Source organism: Frigoribacterium sp. ME-P-080 (assembly GCF_030209595.1).
Classification (GTDB): Bacteria; Actinomycetota; Actinomycetes; order Actinomycetales; family Microbacteriaceae; genus Frigoribacterium.
Genome location: NZ_JARVRR010000010.1, coordinates 1 through 18845, shown reverse-complemented (window position 1 = coordinate 18845; position 18845 = coordinate 1). Strand labels below are relative to the sequence as shown.

17 protein-coding genes are annotated in these 18845 nt (G+C 69.9%); all 17 read left to right on the top strand.

Going from position 1 to position 18845, the window contains the following annotated elements; translation table 11 throughout:
* Positions 1-96 precede the first annotated feature (96 nt).
* The 17 genes from QRN23_RS14235 (at position 97) to tyrS (ending at position 18339) form a co-directional block, all read left to right on the top strand.
* On the top strand, positions 97-897 hold the full coding sequence (locus QRN23_RS14235) for a TrmH family RNA methyltransferase (RefSeq protein WP_159828623.1): 801 nt from the start codon (positions 97-99) through the stop codon (positions 895-897).
* Between the two features lie 129 nt (positions 898-1026).
* Positions 1027-1764, top strand: a complete 738-nt coding sequence (locus QRN23_RS14230; protein ID WP_043596708.1) for an amino acid ABC transporter ATP-binding protein — start codon at positions 1027-1029, stop codon at positions 1762-1764.
* A 103-nt stretch (positions 1765-1867) separates the two neighbouring features.
* Positions 1868-2731: a glutamate ABC transporter substrate-binding protein gene (locus QRN23_RS14225; protein ID WP_056048049.1), complete on the top strand. Its 864-nt coding sequence runs from the start codon at positions 1868-1870 to the stop codon at positions 2729-2731.
* Positions 2732-2806: 75 nt separating this feature from the next.
* Positions 2807-3475 (top strand): amino acid ABC transporter permease, encoded by a 669-nt coding sequence (locus QRN23_RS14220; RefSeq protein WP_043596711.1) that lies wholly within the window; start codon positions 2807-2809, stop codon positions 3473-3475.
* Positions 3472-4389 (top strand): amino acid ABC transporter permease, encoded by a 918-nt coding sequence (locus tag QRN23_RS14215; protein ID WP_082452458.1) that lies wholly within the window; start codon positions 3472-3474, stop codon positions 4387-4389. The genes QRN23_RS14220 and QRN23_RS14215 overlap by 4 nt, the downstream gene beginning before the upstream one ends.
* A gap of 94 nt (positions 4390-4483) precedes the next feature.
* A complete protein-coding gene (pheS, locus tag QRN23_RS14210; RefSeq protein ID WP_056048045.1) occupies positions 4484-5524 on the top strand; it encodes a phenylalanine--tRNA ligase subunit alpha in 1041 nt (346 codons plus the stop codon).
* A complete protein-coding gene (pheT, locus tag QRN23_RS14205) occupies positions 5524-8034 on the top strand; it encodes a phenylalanine--tRNA ligase subunit beta (protein ID WP_285063904.1) in 2511 nt (836 codons plus the stop codon). The genes pheS and pheT overlap by 1 nt, the downstream gene beginning before the upstream one ends.
* Positions 8035-8093: 59 nt before the next feature.
* Positions 8094-9143 carry an N-acetyl-gamma-glutamyl-phosphate reductase gene (gene argC, locus QRN23_RS14200; RefSeq protein ID WP_159826798.1) on the top strand — a complete coding sequence of 350 codons (1050 nt, stop codon included), beginning with the start codon at positions 8094-8096 and terminating at the stop codon, positions 9141-9143.
* Positions 9140-10297 (top strand): bifunctional glutamate N-acetyltransferase/amino-acid acetyltransferase ArgJ, encoded by a 1158-nt coding sequence (gene argJ, locus QRN23_RS14195; RefSeq protein ID WP_056048035.1) that lies wholly within the window; start codon positions 9140-9142, stop codon positions 10295-10297. Before argC ends, argJ begins: the two co-directional genes overlap by 4 nt.
* On the top strand, positions 10297-11343 hold the full coding sequence (argB, locus tag QRN23_RS14190) for an acetylglutamate kinase (protein WP_200412506.1): 1047 nt from the start codon (positions 10297-10299) through the stop codon (positions 11341-11343). Before argJ ends, argB begins: the two co-directional genes overlap by 1 nt.
* A 2-nt stretch (positions 11344-11345) precedes the next feature.
* Complete coding sequence (locus tag QRN23_RS14185) at positions 11346-12542, top strand: acetylornithine transaminase (protein WP_123571770.1); 1197 nt, start codon at positions 11346-11348, stop codon at positions 12540-12542.
* On the top strand, positions 12539-13459 hold the full coding sequence (argF, locus tag QRN23_RS14180; RefSeq protein ID WP_056048029.1) for an ornithine carbamoyltransferase: 921 nt from the start codon (positions 12539-12541) through the stop codon (positions 13457-13459). Before QRN23_RS14185 ends, argF begins: the two co-directional genes overlap by 4 nt.
* Positions 13460-13514: 55 nt before the next feature.
* The gene (locus QRN23_RS14175) at positions 13515-14717 is read left to right on the top strand and encodes an argininosuccinate synthase (protein WP_056048027.1); all 1203 of its coding nucleotides are present in this window, start codon (positions 13515-13517) and stop codon (positions 14715-14717) included.
* Positions 14714-16180, top strand: a complete 1467-nt coding sequence (gene argH / locus QRN23_RS14170) for an argininosuccinate lyase (RefSeq protein WP_277959587.1) — start codon at positions 14714-14716, stop codon at positions 16178-16180. The genes QRN23_RS14175 and argH overlap by 4 nt, the downstream gene beginning before the upstream one ends.
* The gene (locus QRN23_RS14165; protein ID WP_192122614.1) at positions 16177-16314 is read left to right on the top strand and encodes a hypothetical protein; all 138 of its coding nucleotides are present in this window, start codon (positions 16177-16179) and stop codon (positions 16312-16314) included. Before argH ends, QRN23_RS14165 begins: the two co-directional genes overlap by 4 nt.
* 31 nt (positions 16315-16345) lie before the next feature.
* A complete protein-coding gene (locus tag QRN23_RS14160; protein ID WP_277959588.1) occupies positions 16346-16990 on the top strand; it encodes a DNA-3-methyladenine glycosylase in 645 nt (214 codons plus the stop codon).
* Between the two features lie 110 nt (positions 16991-17100).
* The gene (tyrS, locus tag QRN23_RS14155) at positions 17101-18339 is read left to right on the top strand and encodes a tyrosine--tRNA ligase (protein WP_277959590.1); all 1239 of its coding nucleotides are present in this window, start codon (positions 17101-17103) and stop codon (positions 18337-18339) included.
* Positions 18340-18845: the final 506 nt, after the last annotated feature.

The window sequence follows — 18845 nt, the reverse complement described above, 5'->3', positions numbered from 1 at the left end:
GGCCCGACACCCACCCCGGTGTCGCCGTCGGGTCTCGTGCGTCCGCGGCAGGCGGTGGTCCTCGTGCGGCATCATGGACGGGTGCCCCACGACTCCCTGCTCGACAATCCCCGTTCACCCCGAGTCCGGGCGGTGGCCAAGCTCTCGAAGCGCGACGCTCGCACCGAGACCCGCACGTTCCTGCTCGAAGGGCCGCAGTCGGTCGGTGAGGCCCTGGCCTTCCGGCCCGAGCTGATCGTCGAACTCTTCGGCACCCCGACGGCTCTCGAGCGTTACCCCGAGGTGGCGGTCGCCGCCGGGGCGGAGGGCATCGACGTCCAGTTCGTCACCGAGCCGGTGCTCGAGGCCATGGCCGACACGGTCACGCCACAGGGCATCGTCGCCGTCTGTCGGCAGTTCCCCACGTCGGTCAAGGACGTCTTCGCCGCCGAGCCGAAGCTCGTCGTGATCCTCGAGGAAGTCCGCGACCCCGGCAACGCGGGCACCATCATCCGGGCCGCGGACGCCGCGGGTGCCGACGCCGTCATCATGACCGGTCGCAGCGTCGACCTCTACAACCCCAAGGTCGTCCGGTCCACGACGGGTTCGCTGTTCCACGTGCCGGTCGCCGTGGGCGTCGAGTTGCCGGCGATCGTCGACCGGTGTCGTGAGATCGGCCTCCAGGTGCTCGCCGCCGACGTCAAGGGAGACGACCTGCTCGCCGCCCGCACCGAGGGCGTGCTCGCCGAGCCGACCGCCTGGCTCTTCGGCAACGAGGCCCGGGGTCTCACCGACGCCGACCTCGCGCGTGCCGACCGCACCTTGGTCGTGCCCATCTACGGTCACGCCGAATCGATGAACCTCGCGACGGCGGCCTCGGTGTGCCTCTACGAGAGCGCCTTCGCCCACCGCGGCTAGCGCCTCCTCGTCTCGCAGGAGGCGCGGGTCGGGTCGGGCACTCTGGTCGCGGTGGGACGCGTCGTTTCGTTTTCATTAAGAATCCACTGTGAATTTGACCCCGACCTGGGGGTCTGTTTGTGTGGGCGCATGGAACCCCTCGTCGTGGTCGACCACGTCAACAAGCACTTCGGTGACCTCCACGTCCTGAAGGACATCACCACGACGGTGGGCAAGGGTGAGGTGGTCGTCGTGATCGGCCCGAGCGGTTCGGGCAAGTCGACCCTCTGCCGGGCGATCAACCGCCTCGAGACCATCGACGACGGCGTCATCACGATCGACGGCACGCGTCTGCCCGAAGAAGGTGCGGCTCTCGCCCGCCTGCGCGCCGACGTCGGCATGGTGTTCCAGAGCTTCAACCTCTTCTCGCACAAGACCATCCTCGAGAACGTCATGCTGGGCCAGCTCAAGGTGCGGAAGCGCACCAAGGCCGAGGCGCGCGAGCGGGCGATGCAGTTGCTCGAGCGGGTCGGCGTCGCGAACCAGGCCGACAAGATGCCGTCCCAGCTCTCGGGCGGGCAGCAGCAGCGTGTCGCGATCGCCCGGGCACTGGCGATGGACCCCAAGGTGATGCTCCTGGACGAGCCCACCAGCGCACTCGACCCCGAGATGATCACCGAGGTGCTCGACGTCATGGTGCAGCTCGCGAAGGACGGCATGACGATGATCGTCGTCACCCACGAGATGGGGTTCGCGCGCAAGGCCGCCGATCGCGTCGTCTTCATGGCCGACGGTCAGATCGTCGAAGAGGCGACGCCCGAGAAGTTCTTCACCGACCCCCAGTCGACCCGCGCCCAGGACTTCCTCGCGAAGATCCTCACGCACTGAGCGGGCGCGGCCGAGTCCGCGACCCGTTCCCCGGCACCCGAACAGCCGGCCCACGACACCCGATCGCCGCCCGGCGTCCGGGTCACCCAGCAAGGAGATCAGAATGCGACTCAGCAAGGGATTCGTCGCCGTAGCCGCAGCAGCCGCCGTGGTCCTCGGCCTCTCGGCCTGCACCGACTCGTCGGCCCCGGCCGTCGACGTCGAGACGCCGGCCGACTTCGCCGAAGGCAGCACCATGGCCCGCCTCGCCGACGCCGGTGAGATCACCATCGGCACCAAGTTCGACCAGCCGCTGTTCGGCCTGGCCAACCCCGACGGCGTGCCCGAGGGCTTCGACGCCGAGATCGGCAAGCTCGTCGCCGCGAAGCTCGGCATCGAAGCCGACAAGATCACGTGGGTCGAGACCGTCTCGGCCAACCGCGAGCCGTTCATCCAGAACGGCCAGGTCGACCTCGTCATCGCGACCTACACGATCAACGACGATCGCAAGAAGGTCGTCTCGTTCGCCGGCCCGTACTACACGGCCGGTCAAGACCTGCTGGTGCTCGACGGCAACCCCGAGGGGATCGAGTCCGCCGACGACCTGGCCGGCAAGAAGGTCTGCACCGTCAGCGGCTCGACCAGCGAGAAGAACGTGGCCGAGTACACCACCGACATCCTCGCCACCGACACGTACTCGAACTGCCTCGAGCCCCTCCGCACCGGTGCGGTGTCGGCCGTGACGACCGACAACGTCATCCTGGCCGGCCTCGCCGACCAGAACGAGGGCGAGTTCGAGGTCGTGGGGGAGACCTTCACCGAGGAGCCCTACGGCATCGGTCTGGCCCTCGACGACACCGACTTCCGCATGTTCGTCAACGACACGCTCCAGGACGCCGAGGACGACGGCACCTGGGACGAGCTGTGGGAGAAGACCGCGGGCAAGGTGCTCGACACCCCGACGCCCCCCACGATCGACCGCTACTGACACCGCGCGGGCACCCGGGGCGACCAGCCCCGGGTGCCCGCGTCCTGCCCCGACCGAAGGACCCTGTTGAACCCCTTGGACGTCATCCCCGGCTTCGACGCCGTGACCGACAACTGGCCCCGCTTCTGGGACGGCTTCGTCACGACGCTCCAGCTGCTCGTTCTGTCGGGCCTCGGGGCCCTCGTGATCGGTTTCTTCGTCGCGGCTCTGCGCATCTCGCCCGTGGCGTCCTTCCGCACGTTCGCGACGGTCTACACCGAGGCGCTGCGCAACATCCCGCTCACGCTCGTGCTCTTCTTCTGCGCCTTCGTCCTGCCGTACCTCGGAGTCGACTTCGGCACGTACTTCCCGTTGGCCGTCATCGGCTTGACGGCGTACACCTCGCCGTTCGTCGCGGAGGCCATCCGGTCGGGCATCAACGGCGTCCCCGTCGGGCAGGCCGAGGCGGCCCGCAGCATCGGCCTCGGCTTCGGCCAGACGCTCGGCCACGTGATCCTCCCGCAGGCCATGCGCATGGTCGTGCCCCCACTGATCAACGTCTTCATCGCCCTCACCAAGAACACCTCGGTGGCCGGTGGTTTCTTCGTGGCCGAACTCTTCGCCGCGGGGCGCTACATCGCGAACGATCGTGGTGACGCCGTCATCACGACGCTGCTCGCCGTGGCGTTCTTCTACCTGCTCGTCACCATCACGCTCGGCCGTCTCGCCGCCGTGGTCGAGAAGAAGGTCGCAGTCCTCCGATGAGCACCTCCGTCCTCTACGACGCCCCGGGGCCGAGGGCCCGCCGCACCTCGCGGATCATCTCGGTGGTCGGCGTCGTGCTCGTCCTGGCCCTGGTCGCCTACCTCGTCTACCTCCTCGGCCGCCCCCGCATCAGCGCGAACGGTGCCGAGAGTCCCGGCGTGCTCGACGCGTCGCGGTGGGACATCCTCGGGGACCTCGCGCTCTGGCGGGCGATCGGTCGGGGCTGGTTGGCGACCATCCAGGCCGCGGCCGTCGCGTCGGTCCTCGCGGTGGTCATCGGCGTCCTCTTCTCGTTCCTCCGGACGGCGCGGTCCGCCTGGGTGCGCGTTCCGACAACGGTGCTGCTCGAGTTCTTCCGCGGCATGCCCGTCCTGCTGATGATGCTGTTCATCCTGTTGGTCTTCTCGACCGGGGCCTTCTGGGCGGTGGTCGCGGCGCTGGCGGTCTACAACGGGGCGCTCATCGGCGAGGCGCTGCGCGCGGGCATCGCCTCGCTGCCGCGGGGGCAACGCGAGGCGGGCCTCGCGATCGGGCTCACCCCGATCCGCACGCGCTTCGCCATCGAGTTCCCGCAGGCCTTCCGTCAGATGCTGCCGATCATCCTGGCCCAGCTCGTCGTCCTGTTGAAGGACACCTCGCTCGGCTACATCGTCGGCTACGTCGAACTGACCCGGAGCGGTCTCACGCGTCTGGGCACCTACTACGGCAGCACGTACACGTTCACCCTCTTCGCGGTCGTCCTCGTGGTCTACCTCGCCACGAACCTCCTGCTCTCGTGGGTCGTCCGCGTCGTCGACCGACGGACGGGGCGGCGTGCGGTCGTCGCCAAGCGCCCGGGCACGCCGAAGGACCCGGGCATGTTCGGACGCGGCGGCCGCTACGAGTCCGACCACGTGTCGGGCCGCGCGACCTGACCCGGTCCGTCCACCCGATCCCAGCCCGCGCCTCCTCGTCCGTCACGACCAGGAGGCGCGGGTCGCCTCCCAACGATCGCTAAGCTTGGTTCTCGTGTCAGACTCCGTCCCCCTCTCCGAAGACGCCGTCGCGTCGGCGGTCGACGCCGCCCTCGCGGCGATCGCCACGGCGGCCACCGTCGCCGAGCTCAAGACCGCCCGTGCCCAGCACGTCGGCGAGGCCTCGGTGCTGGCCCGCCTGAACGCCGGTCTGCGCGACCTGCCGAACGACCAGAAGGCGGCGGCGGGCAAGCTCGTCGGTCAGGCCCGAGGTCGGGTCGGTCAGGCCGTCGCCACGCGCGAGGCCGAGCTGGCCGTGATCGAGGAGTCCGCGCGGCTCGAGGCCGAGGCCGTCGACGTCACGGCTCTGCCGTCGCGCCGTCGCGCCGGGGCCCGTCACCCCCTGACCTTGCTGCAAGAGCGCATGGCCGACCTGTTCGTCGGCATGGGGTGGGAGGTCAACGAGGGCCCCGAACTCGAGCACGAGTGGTTCAACTTCGACGCCCTGAACTTCGACGCCGACCACCCGGCCCGAGCCATGCAGGACACGTTCTTCGTCGACCCCGTCGACCGTCACCTGGTGTTGCGCACGCACACGTCGCCGGTGCAGATCCGCACGCTCCTCTCGAAAGAGCTGCCGGTCTACAACGTCGCGCTGGGCCGGGTGTTCCGCACCGACGAGCTCGATGCGACGCACACGCCCGTCTTCACCCAGCTCGAGGGCATCGCCGTCGACGAGGGCCTCACCATGGCGCACCTGCGCGGAACCCTCGAGCACCTCGCCCGCTCGATGTTCGGCGCCGAGGCGCAGATCCGGCTGCGCCCCAACTACTTCCCCTTCACCGAGCCCAGCGCCGAGATGGACGTCTGGCAGCCGAACGCCAAGGGCGGCGCACGGTGGGTCGAGTGGGGCGGTTGCGGGATGGTCAACCCGAACGTGCTGCGGGCGGCCGGCATCGACCCCGAGCGCTACCAGGGTTTCGCCTTCGGCATGGGCATCGAGCGCACCCTCCAGTTCCGCAACGACCTCAACGACATGCGCGACATGGTCGAGGGTGACGTCAGGTTCAGCGAGCAGTTCGGGATGGTGGTCTGATGCGGGTTCCGCTGAGTTGGCTCGGTGAGTTCGTCGAGTTGCCGGGCGACGTGTCGCTCGAGAGCGTCCACGCCGCCCTCGTGTCGGTCGGGTTCGAAGAAGAAGACGTCCACGTCGGCGACGTGACCGGGCCCCTCGTGGTCGGTCAGGTGCTCGAGTTCACGCCCGAGCCGCAGAAGAACGGCAAGACGATCAACTGGTGCCAGGTCGCCGTGGGCCCGAACGCTTCGACCGAGCCCGATGACGTCCACGGCATCGTCTGCGGTGCCCACAACTTCGTCGTCGGCGACAAGGTCGTCGTGTCGTTGCCCGGTGCGGTGCTGCCCGGGCCGTTCCCGATCGCCGCCCGCAAGACCTACGGGCACGTCTCCGACGGCATGATCGCCTCGTCCCGCGAGCTCGGCCTCGGCGACGAGCACGACGGCATCCTCGTCCTCTCGTCGCTCGGTCTCGATCCCGAGGTCGGCACGGACGCGATCGCGCTGCTCGGCCTCGACGAGGCCGCGGTCGAGATCAACGTGACGCCCGACCGCGGCTACGCCTTCAGCATCCGGGGGGTGGCCCGCGAGTACTCGCACGCCACCGGGGCGACCTTCCGCGACCCCGCGTCGCTCGTCTCTCCGACCCCGTCGTCCGGCTTCCCGGTCGTCGTGGACGACCAGGCCCCCCTGCGCGACCGGGTCGGCGTGCAGACCTTCACCACCAAGGTGGTCCGCGGCATCGACGCGACCCGTCCGACCCCTCCGTGGCTCGCGTCGCGCTTGCGGTTGGCCGGGGTCCGCAGCATCTCGCTGCCGGTCGACGTCACGAACTACGTCATGTTCGAGCTCGGCCAGCCGATCCACGGCTACGACCTCGACAAGGTCAGCGGTGGCCTCTCGGTCCGCCGGGCCGCACCGGGCGAGCGCCTCGAGACCCTCGACCGCCAGGTACGCGACCTGCACGCCGAGGACCTCGTGATCGCCGACGAGTCGGGTGCCGTCGGCCTGGCCGGCGTCATGGGCGGCGCCTCGACCGAGATCGGCGCGACCACGACCGACGTCCTCGTCGAGGCCGCGACCTTCGACCCCACGTCGATCGCCCGCACCGCCCGCCGCCACAAGCTGCCGAGCGAGGCGTCCAAGCGCTTCGAGCGTGGTGTCGACCCGCAGGTGGCCGAGGCAGCCGCCCAGCGCGTGGTCGACCTGCTCGTCGAGCTCGCCGGCGGCACGTCCGACGCGCTCGGGTCACGGTGGGACGCCTCCACCCCCCCCGACGCGATCACCCTGTCGGTCGATCGAGCCGCCCGCCTCATGGGCGTCGACTACACCGACGACGAGGTCTCCGGTGCCCTCACGGCCATCGGGGCGAGCGTCGAGCGAGTTGGTGACGACTGGCTCGTGACCCCGCCGACCTGGCGCAGCGACCTGGTCGACTCCGCGTCGCTCGTCGAAGAAGTCGCTCGCATCACGGGTTACGACCGCATCCCCTCCGTCCTGCCCGTCGCCCCGGCCGGTCGTGGGTTGTCGCGCGAGCAGCAGCTGCGTCGGCAGGTGTCGAACGGGCTCGCCGCGGCCGGCTCGACCGAGGTCGCCGCGTACCCGTTCGTCTCCTCGGCCCAGAACCTCGCCTTCGGCTCGGCCGACGGCACCGGGCTGCCCGCCGTCCGACTCGCCAACCCCCTCGACTCGGCGGCGCCCGAACTCCGTCGGTCACTGGTGCCGGGGCTGCTCGAGGTCGCCCGTCGCAACCTCGGTCGCGGTCTCGTCGACCTCTCGGTGTTCGAGGTGGGCACGGTCTTCCTGCCTGACGAGGGCGTCGTCTACGGCAGCGACGAGGTCCCCTTCGGGGCCGCCCGCCCCGACGACGCCACGCTGGGCGCCCTCGCCGACGCCCTGCCGCTCCAGCCGCGACACCTCGGCCTCCTGACGGTCGGCACGGTCGTCGATCGCGCCCCTGGGCAATCCGCCGTCCCGGCGTCCCTCGCCGACGTGCTCGACGCCGTGCGCGTCGCGGCGTCGGCCGTGGCCGCCGAGGTCACCTTCCGACAGGCCCGGCACGTCTCGCTGCACCCGGGCCGCACGGCCGAGGTGCTCGTCGGCGACGAGGTCGTGGGCATCGCGGGCGAGCTGCTGCCCAGCGTGGCAGCCGAGCTCGACCTGCCCCGGGTGGTCGCCGTGGCCGAGCTCGACCTCGACCGCCTGATCGACCTCGCCGTCGCCGAGCCGGCCACCTCGGCCCTCTCGTCCTACCCCGCGGCGACCCAAGACCTCTCCCTCGTGGTGGGCGTCGACGTCCCCGCGGGCGACGTGCTCGCGACCGTGCGCGAGGGTGCGGGCCAACTGCTCGAGACGGTCCGGCTTGTCGACGACTACCGAGGTGCCGGGTTGCCCGACGCGACGAAGTCGCTCACCTTCGCCCTGCGCTTCCGGGCCGGAGACCGCACCCTCACCGCCGCCGAGGCCTCCGAGGCCAAGTCCGGCTCCGTCCGCCTGGCCGGCGAGCGATTCGGGGCGGCGCTCCGCGACTGACACTCGCCCGGCGCCGCCGCCCCTGATCCCAGGCCGAATTCGAACATTAGGGTGGACGCATGCCTTTCTCCGTTGCCGTGGCCGGCGCGAGTGGTTACGCCGGTGGTGAGCTCCTGCGCTTGCTGGCCGAGCATCACGACTTCGAGGTGCAGACCGTCACCGCGTTCCAGAACGCCGGTCAGCCACTCCTCGCGGTCCAGCCGCACCTGCGCTCGCTGGCGCACCTGACCCTGGTCGACACGACGCCCGAAGCCCTCTCGGGGCACGACGTCGTGTTCCTCGCCCTGCCCCACGGCAAGTCGGGGGCGATCACCGCCCAGTTGCCCGACGACACGCTCGTCGTCGACTGTGGTGCCGACCACCGGCTGACCGACGAATCCGCCTGGCAGGCGTTCTACGGTGGCGAGTTCTACGGAGCCTGGTCGTACGGCCTGCCCGAACTCGTCCTCGGTGACACCCCGGGTCGTCAGCGCGACGTCCTGGTCGGGGCCAAGCGCATCGCGGTGCCCGGCTGCAACGTCACCGCGGTGACCCTGGGGCTGGCCCCCGGCGTCCAGGCGGGCGTCGTCGAGACCGCCGACATCGTGACCGTGCTGGCCGTCGGTCCGTCCGGGGCGGGCAAGGCGCTCAAGACCCACCTGTTGGCCAGCGAGTTGATGGGGTCGGCGTCGGCCTACGGAGTGGGCGGCAGCCACCGGCACATCCCCGAGATCCAGCAGAACCTCCGGGTGGCCGGTGCGACGGAGGTGAACGTCTCGTTCACCCCGGTGCTCGTGCCGATGGCGCGGGGCATCCTCGCCACGACGACGGCGCGTCTCGCCCCGGGCGTCACCGCCCACGACGTGCGATCCGCCTGGCAGCAGGCCTACGCGAACGAGCCCTTCGTGCACCTGCTGCCGGACGGCGAGTTCCCGCGGACGGCCGACACGATCGGTGCCAACACCGCCCTGATCGGACTCGCCGTCGACGAGGCCGCCGACCGCGTGGTCGTGGTCACCGCCCTCGACAACCTCGTGAAGGGCACGGCCGGTGCCGCCGTCCAGTCCGCCAACATCGCGCTCGGCCTGGCCGAGACCACCGGCCTCGGCCAGAACGGAGTCGCCCCGTGAGCGTCACCGCAGCAGCCGGTTTCGAGGCCTCCGGCGTCGTCGCCGGCCTCAAGAGTTCGGGCGCGCCGGACGTCGCCCTGGTCGTCAACCGAGGTCGCAGCACGGCCGCAGCGGCCGTCTTCACCAGCAACAGGGCCAAGGCGAACCCCGTCCTGTGGTCCCAGCAGGTCGTCGCCGACGGTCGCGTCGACGCCGTCGTCCTCAATTCCGGAGGCGCGAACTGCTTCACGGGAGCCTTCGGCTTCCAGACGACGCACTCCACGGCCGAGACCGTGGCCGGCGCCCTCGGCCTGTCGGCGACGGACGTCCTCGTCTGCTCGACGGGCCTCATCGGCGTCGGCGACCAGACCTTCCGCGACAAGGTGCTGAGCGGCTCCACGGCCGCGGCCGACGCCCTGTCGGTCGACGGCGGCCTCGATGCCGCCACGGCGATCATGACGACCGACACCAAGCCCAAGCAGGCCGTCGTCTCGGGTGACGGCTGGGTCGTCGGCGGAATGGCCAAGGGTGCGGGCATGCTCGCCCCCGGACTCGCCACGATGCTCGTGGTGCTCACGACGGACGCCGACGTCGACGCGTCCGGTCTCGATTCCGCACTCCGCGAGGCGACCCGGGTCACCTTCGACCGTCTCGACTCGGACGGCTGCATGTCGACGAACGACACCGTCGTGTTGTTGGCCAGCGCCGAGTCCGGTGTCGCGCCTCCTGCCGGCGACTTCGCGGCGGCGGTCACGGCGCTCTGTGCCGACCTCGCCGAGCAGTTGCAGGCCGACGCCGAGGGTGCCTCGCACGACATCCGCATCGAGATCGTGGGGGCGGCATCCGACGACGACGCCGTCGAGGTGGGCCGTTCGATCGCTCGCAACAACCTCTTCAAGGCAGCCGTCTTCGGCAACGACCCCAACTGGGGCCGCGTGCTCGCCGCCATCGGCACCACGTCGGCCGAGTTCGACCCGTACGACGTCGACGTGACCATCAACGGCGTCCGCGTCTGCCACGCCGGGGCACCCGATCGGCCGAGCGACGACGTCGACCTGACGCCCCGGGCGGTCCACGTGCTCGTCGACCTGAAGACGGGGCCGGTCGAGGCGACCATCCTGACGAACGATCTCACGCACGACTACGTGCACGAGAACAGCGCGTACTCCAGCTGATGGGCGTCCACACGAGCACCGGTGCGACGGCGGCCGACGAGCAGGAGCTCGCGGCGGTCAAGGCCTCGACCCTCATCGAGTCCCTGCCCTGGCTGAAGCGCTTCTCTGGCAAGGTCGTCGTCGTGAAGTTCGGCGGCAACGCCATGGTCGACGACGCCCTCAAGCAGGCGTTCGCCGAGGACATGGTCTACCTGCGCTACGCCGGGTTGCACCCGGTGGTCGTCCACGGCGGGGGGCCACAGATCTCGGCCGCCCTCGACGCCGCCGGCATCGAGAGCGAGTTCCGGGGCGGCTACCGCTACACGTCGACCGAGGCGATCTCGGTCGTGCGCGACGTCCTGGCCGGCGAGGTCAACCGCGAGATCGTCGACCTGATCAACGAGCACGGCGACCTGGCCCGCGGTGTCTCCGGCGAGGGCTCGACCTTGTTCGAGGGTCGCAAGCGCGGTGTCGTGGTCGACGGCGAGACCTTCGACCTGGGACACGTGGGCGACGTGACACACGTCGACCCGTCGTCGGTGCTGGCCGAGATCGAGGCGGGGCGCATCCCCGTGGTGTCGTCGATCGCGACGAACACGATCGATCCCGAGCACGCCCTCAACGTCAACGCCGATGCGGCGGCGGGTGCCCTGGCCATCGCCCTCGGTGCGGCCAAGCTCGTCGTCCTGACCGACGTCGCCGGGCTCTACGCCGACTGGCCGAACCGCGACTCGCTCGTCGAGGCCATCACGGTGTCGGCCCTCACCGACATGCTCCCGACCCTCGAGTCGGGCATGATCCCCAAGATGCGCGCCTGCCTCGACTCGGTCGTCGGTGGCGTCGGAGGAGCGACCATCATCGACGGTCGCATCCCGCACTCGATCCTCCTCGAGGTGTTCACCCAACGCGGGTCGGGCACCGAGGTGGTTCCCGACGACCGGGCGGCGTCGACCGGCGCCCCCGTCGTCACCTCGTTCGGCACCCCCGCCGGCGAGATCGTCACCACCAGGGGCACCGCCCCGGGTGGCCCTGCCGCCAGCGGCACCGACACGAAAGGACAGTCGTGACCATGATCCAGACCCAAGGCGGTACCTGGCAGCGCCGATTCGGCGACTCGATGATGCGTTCGCTGTCCACTCCGAAGGTGATGCTCGACCGCGGCGAGGGCTGCCAGGTCTGGGACGTCGACGGCAAGCGTTACCTCGACTTCCTGGCGGGCATCGCCGTGAACGCCCTCGGACACGCCCACCCGGTGCTCGTCGAGGCGCTCACCGAGCAGGCGAGCAAGCTGATCCACGTCTCCAACTACTTCGCGACGGCTCCGCAGGTCGAGCTCGCCGAACGGCTGACCCGCATCAGCGGTGCCGGCGAGCGTGGGCGCGTCTACTTCGGCAACAGCGGAGCCGAGGCCAACGAGGCCGCGGTCAAACTGGCCCGCCTCAACCGCGGTGACGGCTCGCGCACCCGCATCCTCGCCCTGCAGAACTCGTTCCACGGGCGCACCATGGGCTCGCTCGCGCTGACCGGCAAGCCGGCGCTGCGCGAACCGTTCGAGCCGATGATGCCCGGGGTCGAGCACATCGACACGACCGTCGAGGCACTCGAGGCGGCCCTCGACGGTACGGTGGCAGCCCTGTTCGTCGAGCCGATCAAGGGCGAGGCCGGCGTCGTCGACCTGCCCGAGGGCTACCTCGAGCGTGCCCGCGAACTCACCACGAAGCACGGTGCCCTGCTGATCCTCGACGAGATCCAGACCGGCATCGGCCGGACCGGCTCGTGGTTCGCCTTCCAGCAGCACGACATCGTCCCCGACGCCATCACCGTCGCCAAGGGCATCGCCGGGGGAGTCCCCATCGGCGCGCTCATCACCTTCGGCGACACGTCCGACCTGTTCGAGGCCGGTCAGCACGGCAGCACCTTCGGCGGCAACCCGCTCGCCACCGCCGCGGCCAACGCCGTGCTCGGCGAGATCGAGTCGAGCCAGCTCGTGCTCAACGCGATCGTCCGGGGCGACCAGCTCCGCGCGGCCGTCGAGTCGATCGGTTCGCCGCTCGTCCGCGAGATCCGCGGCAACGGCCTCCTGATCGGCCTGGGGCTGGCGCAGCCCGTCGCGGCGCAGGTCGCCGCCGACGCCCTCGAGGCCGGCCTCATCGTCAACGCCCCCAACGACTCGAGCATCCGTCTCGCGCCTCCCCTGATCGTCGGTGACGACGAGATCGCCGAGTTCACCCAGATCATGACCACCGTCCTGAAAGGCCTCGAATGACCCGCCACTTCCTCCGGGACGACGACCTGACCACCGCCGAGCAGCTCGAGGTGCTCGATCTCGCCGACGAACTCAAGCGCGACCGTTGGTCCCAGCGCCCGCTGGCCGGTCCGCAGACCGTCGCCGTGATCTTCGACAAGTCGTCGACCCGTACCCGGGTCTCCTTCGCGGTCGGCATCGCCGACCTCGGCGGCAGCCCGCTGATCATCGCCACCGCGAACAGCCAGCTCGGCGGCAAGGAGACCCCGTCCGACACGGCGCGCGTGCTCGAGCGCATGGTGTCCGCCATCGTCTGGCGCACCTACGCGCAGTCCGGCCTCGAAGAGATGGCGGCGGGGACGACCGTGCCCGTCGTCAACGCGTTGAGCGACGACTTCCACCCGTGTCAGCTGCTCGCCGACCTGCAGACCATCCGCGAGAAGAAGGGCACGCTCGCCGGCCTCTCGGTGGCCTTCGTCGGTGACGGGCGCTGCAACATGGGCCAGTCGTACCTGCTGGCCTGCGCGACCGCGGGCATGCACGTCCGCATCGGTGCCCCCGAGGGCTTCCTGCCCGACCCGACCGTCGTGGCCGACGCCGAGGCGATCGCCGCGCGGACGGGCGGCTCCGTGCTCGTCACGACCGACGCGGCCGAGGCCGTCGCCGGGGTCGACGTCGTCGTGACCGACACCTGGGTCTCGATGGGCAAGGAGGACGAGAAAGACGAACGGGTCGCCGTCTTCGGATCGTTCAAGGTCGACCAGGCCTTGATGGCCCAGGCCGACGCCGACGCGATCTTCCTGCACTGTCTCCCCGCCGACCGCGGGTACGAGGTCACGGCCGACGTCATCGACGGCCCGACCAGCGTCATCTGGGACGAGGCCGAGAACCGGCTGCACGCCCAGAAGGCGCTGCTCACCTGGCTGTTGGCCCGCTGAGCACCCCCACCACCTCACACACACGTAGCCACACCCACACCACTCAAGGAGAACCATGGCGGAACGCGTCGTCCTCGCATACTCAGGAGGCCTCGACACCTCGGTCGGCATCGGCTGGTTGGCCGATGCCACCGGAAAAGAGGTGGTCGCCCTCGCCGTCGACGTCGGACAGGGCGGAGAGGACATGGAAGACATCCGACAGCGTGCCCTCGACTGCGGTGCGGTCGAATCGGTCGTCGTCGACGCCAAAGAAGAGTTCGGCACCGACTACCTGATGCCAGCCCTCAAGGCAAACGCGCTGTACCAGAAGACCTACCCGCTGGTGTCCGCCCTCAGCCGTCCGCTGATCGCCCGCCACCTGGCGTCGGTCGCGAAGGAACTGGGTGCGAACAGCGTGGCCCACGGGTGCACCGGCAAGGGCAACGACCAGGTCCGCTTCGAGGCGGCCGTCGCGGCCCTCGCCCCCGACCTGACGAGCATCGCCCCGGTCCGTGACCTGGCCCTCACCCGCGACAAGGCGATCGTCTACGCGGAAGAGCACGCCCTTCCCATCCGCCAGAGCGCCAAGAACCCCTACTCGATCGACAAGAACGTCTGGGGCCGCGCGGTCGAGACCGGGTTCCTCGAGGACCCCTGGAACGCTCCCATCGAGGACCTGTACGAGTACACGCAAGACCCGGCCGTCGTCAAGGACGCCGACGAGGTCGTCATCACCTTCGAGGCCGGAGTCCCGACGGCGATCGACGGCGTGGCGTTCACCCCGCTGGGCATCGTCGAGCGCATGAACGAGCTCGCCGGCAAGCACGGCGTCGGCCGCATCGACGTCGTCGAGGACCGGCTCGTCGGCATCAAGAGCCGCGAGGTCTACGAGGCCCCCGGCGCGATGGCGCTGATCGCCGCGCACGAGGCGTTGGAGGCCCTGACCATCGAGCGCGACCTCGGCCGGTACAAGCGTGGTGTCGAGGCCGAGTGGTCCAACCTCGTCTACGACGGCCTGTGGTTCTCGGGTCTCAAGCGGTCGCTCGACGTCTTCATCGACGACACGCAGAAGTACGTGTCGGGCGAGATCCGTCTCAAGCTGCAGGGCGGGCGCGCGGTCGTCACCGGTCAGAAGAGCGACGCGAGCCTCTACGACTTCGACCTCGCGACCTACGACACGGGAGACACCTTCGACCAGTCCCTGTCGAAGGGCTTCATCGAGATCTGGTCGCTGCCCAGCAAGATCTCGGCTCGTCGCGACCTGGCCCACGGGGCGTGACCGACGCGAGCGGGCTCGGCGAAGGGTCGGGCAAGAACGAGCGAGCAGGCGAGGCGGGCGCCCTCTGGGGCGGCCGCTTCGCCTCCGGGCCGTCCGCCGAGCTCGCCGCGCTCAGCAAGTCCACGCAGTTCGACTGGCAGCTGGCCTCGTACGACATCGCCGGGTCGCGGGCACACGCCAGGGCGCTGGCGGCGGCGGGATACCTCGACGCGTCCGAGCTCGACGCCATGCTGTCGGCACTCGACCGGCTCGAGTCGGACGTGCTCGACGGCACGTTCACCGCGGCCGAGACCGACGAGGACGTGCACTCCGCCCTGGAGCGGGGCCTCATCGGCATCGCCGGCGCCGAGCTCGGCGGCAAGCTCCGGGCGGGGCGTAGCCGCAACGACCAGATCGCGACGCTGGTGCGCTTGTACCTGCGCGACCACGCCCGCGTCATCGGCCGGCAGGTCGTCGACCTGGTCGACGCGATCGCCGGTCAGGCGACGGCCCACCCGTCGGCCGTGATGCCCGGCCGGACGCACCTCCAGCACGCCCAGCCGGTGCTGTTGGCGCACCACCTCCTCGCTCACGCCTGGCCTCTGGTCCGCGACCTCGAGCGCCTGCGCGACTGGTCGCGTCGGGCCGGTGCCTCGCCGTACGGAGCGGGTGCCCTCGCGGGTAGCTCGCTGGGGCTCGACCCGCTCCTCGTGGCGACCGATCTGGGTTTCGACCGCACGACCGAGAACTCGATCGACGCGACGGCCAGTCGTGACGTCGTGTCGGAGTTCGCGTTCGTCGCGGCGTCCATCGGCATCGACCTCTCGCGGCTGGCCGAAGAGATCATCCTCTGGAACACCCGCGAATTCGGCTTCGTCCGTCTGCACGACGCGTTCTCGACCGGGTCGAGCATCATGCCGCAGAAGAAGAACCCCGACATCGCCGAGCTCGCGCGCGGCAAGTCGGGGCGGCTCATCGGCAACCTGACGGGTCTGCTCGCGACGCTCAAAGGGCTGCCGCTGGCCTACAACCGAGATCTCCAGGAAGACAAAGAGCCGGTGTTCGACTCGGTCAGCCAGCTCGAGGTGCTGCTCCCGGCGTTCACGGGCATGGTGGCGACCCTCGATTTCGACGAGGTCCGCATGGCCGAGCTCGCGCCGCAGGGATTCTCACTCGCGACCGACGTCGCCGAGTGGCTCGTCCGTCAGGGGGTCACGTTCCGCGACGCACACGAGATCAGCGGCGAGCTGGTGCGGTTCTGTGAGCAGCACGACCTCGAGCTGCACGAGCCCACCGACGAGCAGTACCGGTCCGTCTCGGCGCATCTCACGCCCGAGATCCGCCCCGTCCTGACGGTCGAGGGCTCGATCGCCAGCCGTCGAGGGGCCGGCGGCACGGCTCCCGAGCGCGTCGCCGAGCAGCTCGCGCAGCTGACGGAGCAGATGCGCCACCTGGTCCGGTCCCTCGCCCCGGCGGCAGCGTGACCCGTCGACGACCGGGCGCTCGCGACGACCGGCCGGTCCGTGCCTGGGTGGTCCCCGTCGTCGTCGCGATCGCCGTGGCGGTGCTCGTCGCCGTCGCGGTGATCGCGGTCGCCAGTGGTCAGCGCTTCTTCTGAACGAGACGATCGCGGTGAGCACGGGGGAGCGGTGACGACGACACCCGACGACGACGTGCTCGCGGCACTGCTGGCCGAACCGGCGCTGGCCGTCGCGCCGCGCCTCCTGGGTTCGGTCTTCTGGTCGGGCGGCGTCGGCATCCGCCTGACCGAGGTCGAGGCGTACCACGGTCAGGGGCAGGACCCCGGCTCGCATGCGCACCGGGGCCGGTCGGCGCGCAACGACAGCATGTTCGAACGCGGCGGAACGCTCTACGTGTACCTGTCCTACGGCATCCACCGCTGCGTCAACATCGTGTGCGGGCCCGAGGGCTTCGCGTCCGGTGTCCTGTTGCGTTCGGGCGAAGTGGTGGCCGGCGTCGACGAGGTCCGAGCGCGTCGGACGACGTCGCGGACGTCGGCCGACCTCGCCCGAGGTCCCGGCCGTCTCGGCTCCGCACTCGGCATGGAGCTCGGCGACGACGGCTCACGCCTCGTCGCCGACACCCCCGGTCAGGAGGCGCGCTTCCGCCTTCGCCTCCCGTCCGCACCGGTCGGCCGGATCGCCGCCGGCCCGCGTGTCGGTGTGTCGGGTCACGCCGGGGGCGACGCGTTCCCGTGGCGGTTCTCGCTCGAGGGTGATCCCTCGGTCTCCCCGTACCGCGCCGCCGTCTCGCGACGACGCGGTGGGGCGTGAAGACGGTGGCGGAGGCCGCTGGTACCGTTTCCGACGTGACCAGTGAAACGACTGCAGACGTCCTGGCCGCCCAGAGCAACGACCCCTCGTTCGACGACGTGTGGGACGAGATGCAGTGGCGCGGCCTGGTGCACGTGTCGACCGATGCCGATGCCCTCAAGACCCTGCTCGCCGGTCCGCCGATCACGTACTACTGCGGTTTCGACCCGACGGCCCCCAGCCTCCACCTCGGCAACCTCGTGCAGTTGCTCACCATGCGCCGCCTGCAGCTCGCCGGTCACCGGCCCCTGGGACTCGTGGGCGGGTCCACCGGCCTCATCGGCGATCCACGCCCCACCGCCGAGCGGGTGCTCAAGACGCCCGAGCAGACGGCCGAGTGGGTCGACCGCATCCGCGTCCACGTCGAGAAGTTCCTCTCGCCCGACGGTGACAACGGTCTCCGAGTGGTGAACAACCTCGACTGGACGTCTCCGCTCAGCGCCATCGAGTTCCTGCGCGACATCGGCAAGAACTTCCGCGTCAACACCATGCTCAAGAAAGACGCCGTGGCCGCGCGTCTCAACTCCGACGCCGGCATCAGCTACACCGAGTTCAGCTACCAGATCCTCCAGGGCCTCGACTTCCGCGAGCTCTACCGCAGCTACGACTGCGTCCTGCAGACCGGCGGCAGCGACCAGTGGGGCAACCTCACCAGTGGCACCGAACTCATCCGCCGCACCGAAGGCGTCTCGGTCCACGCGATCGGCACGCCGCTGATCACCAACACCGACGGCACCAAGTTCGGCAAGAGCGAGGGCAACGCGGTCTGGCTCGACGCCGAGTTGACCAGCCCGTACGCGATGTACCAGTTCTGGCTCAACACCGACGACGCCGACGTCGTCCCTCGGCTCAAGGTCTTCACGTTCCTCTCGCGTTCCGAGATCGAGCGGCTCGAGAGCGCCGTCGCCGACGAACCCTTCCGTCGGGAGGCGCAGCGAGCGTTGGCCTGGAACGTCACGTCCCTGGTCCACGGCACCTCGGCCACGCAGTCGGCCATCGACGCAGCCGCCGCCCTCTTCGGGCAAGGAGACCTCGCGGTCCTCGACCCGCGGACTCTCGCCAGTGCCATCGCCGAGTTGCCGGCGGCCGAGGCCGATGCGTCGACCACGATCGCTCAGGCGTTGGTCGACACCGGACTCGTCGCGTCGTTGGGCGCCGCCCGCCGGGCCACGGCGGAGGGTGGCGTCTACGTGAACAACACCCGGGTCGAGAACGGTGATGCTCTGGTCGCCGACTCGAGACTCGACGGGGGAGTCGTCGTGCTCCGACGCGGTAAGAAGACGCTGGCCGGCGTCACCGTCAAGGTCTGACCCCGAATCGACCTCCGGACGACGGAAGCCCGTTCCCTCGTCGAGGGGGCGGGCTTGACGTCATCCCACGGCAAGGACTGCACGCGGCTGGCCATGCCTGCAGGGCTTCAGTCACGCGACACGCCCGGGATGCCCAGACATTTGGAGGTGCGACCGGTGAGCTGTGTAAAGTAATCCGAGTCAGCCCAAAGGTGCGGCGGAACGGCTAGGACAGCGACCAGCAATGGTTCTGATCCGGAGTTCCCCGGCCTCAAGCGGTGACATCCTCCCCGAAGCCAAGTCGTTTACGGCTTGCGATTCGTGTGGTAGGGTTTCAAATCCATCCTCTGGTCAACACCAGGTGCTGGTCCTCAACTTTGAGGGCCGGAAATCGAGTCGTTCCGGCTTGGTCCATCAGGATGGTACGGTTCCACAGCAGCTTCGAGCGAGGGTCTTTCCGACCGGGCCTCGAGTGCGTTTGGTCCTTGAGAACTCAACAGCGTGCACATTGTCAAATGCCAAATTAT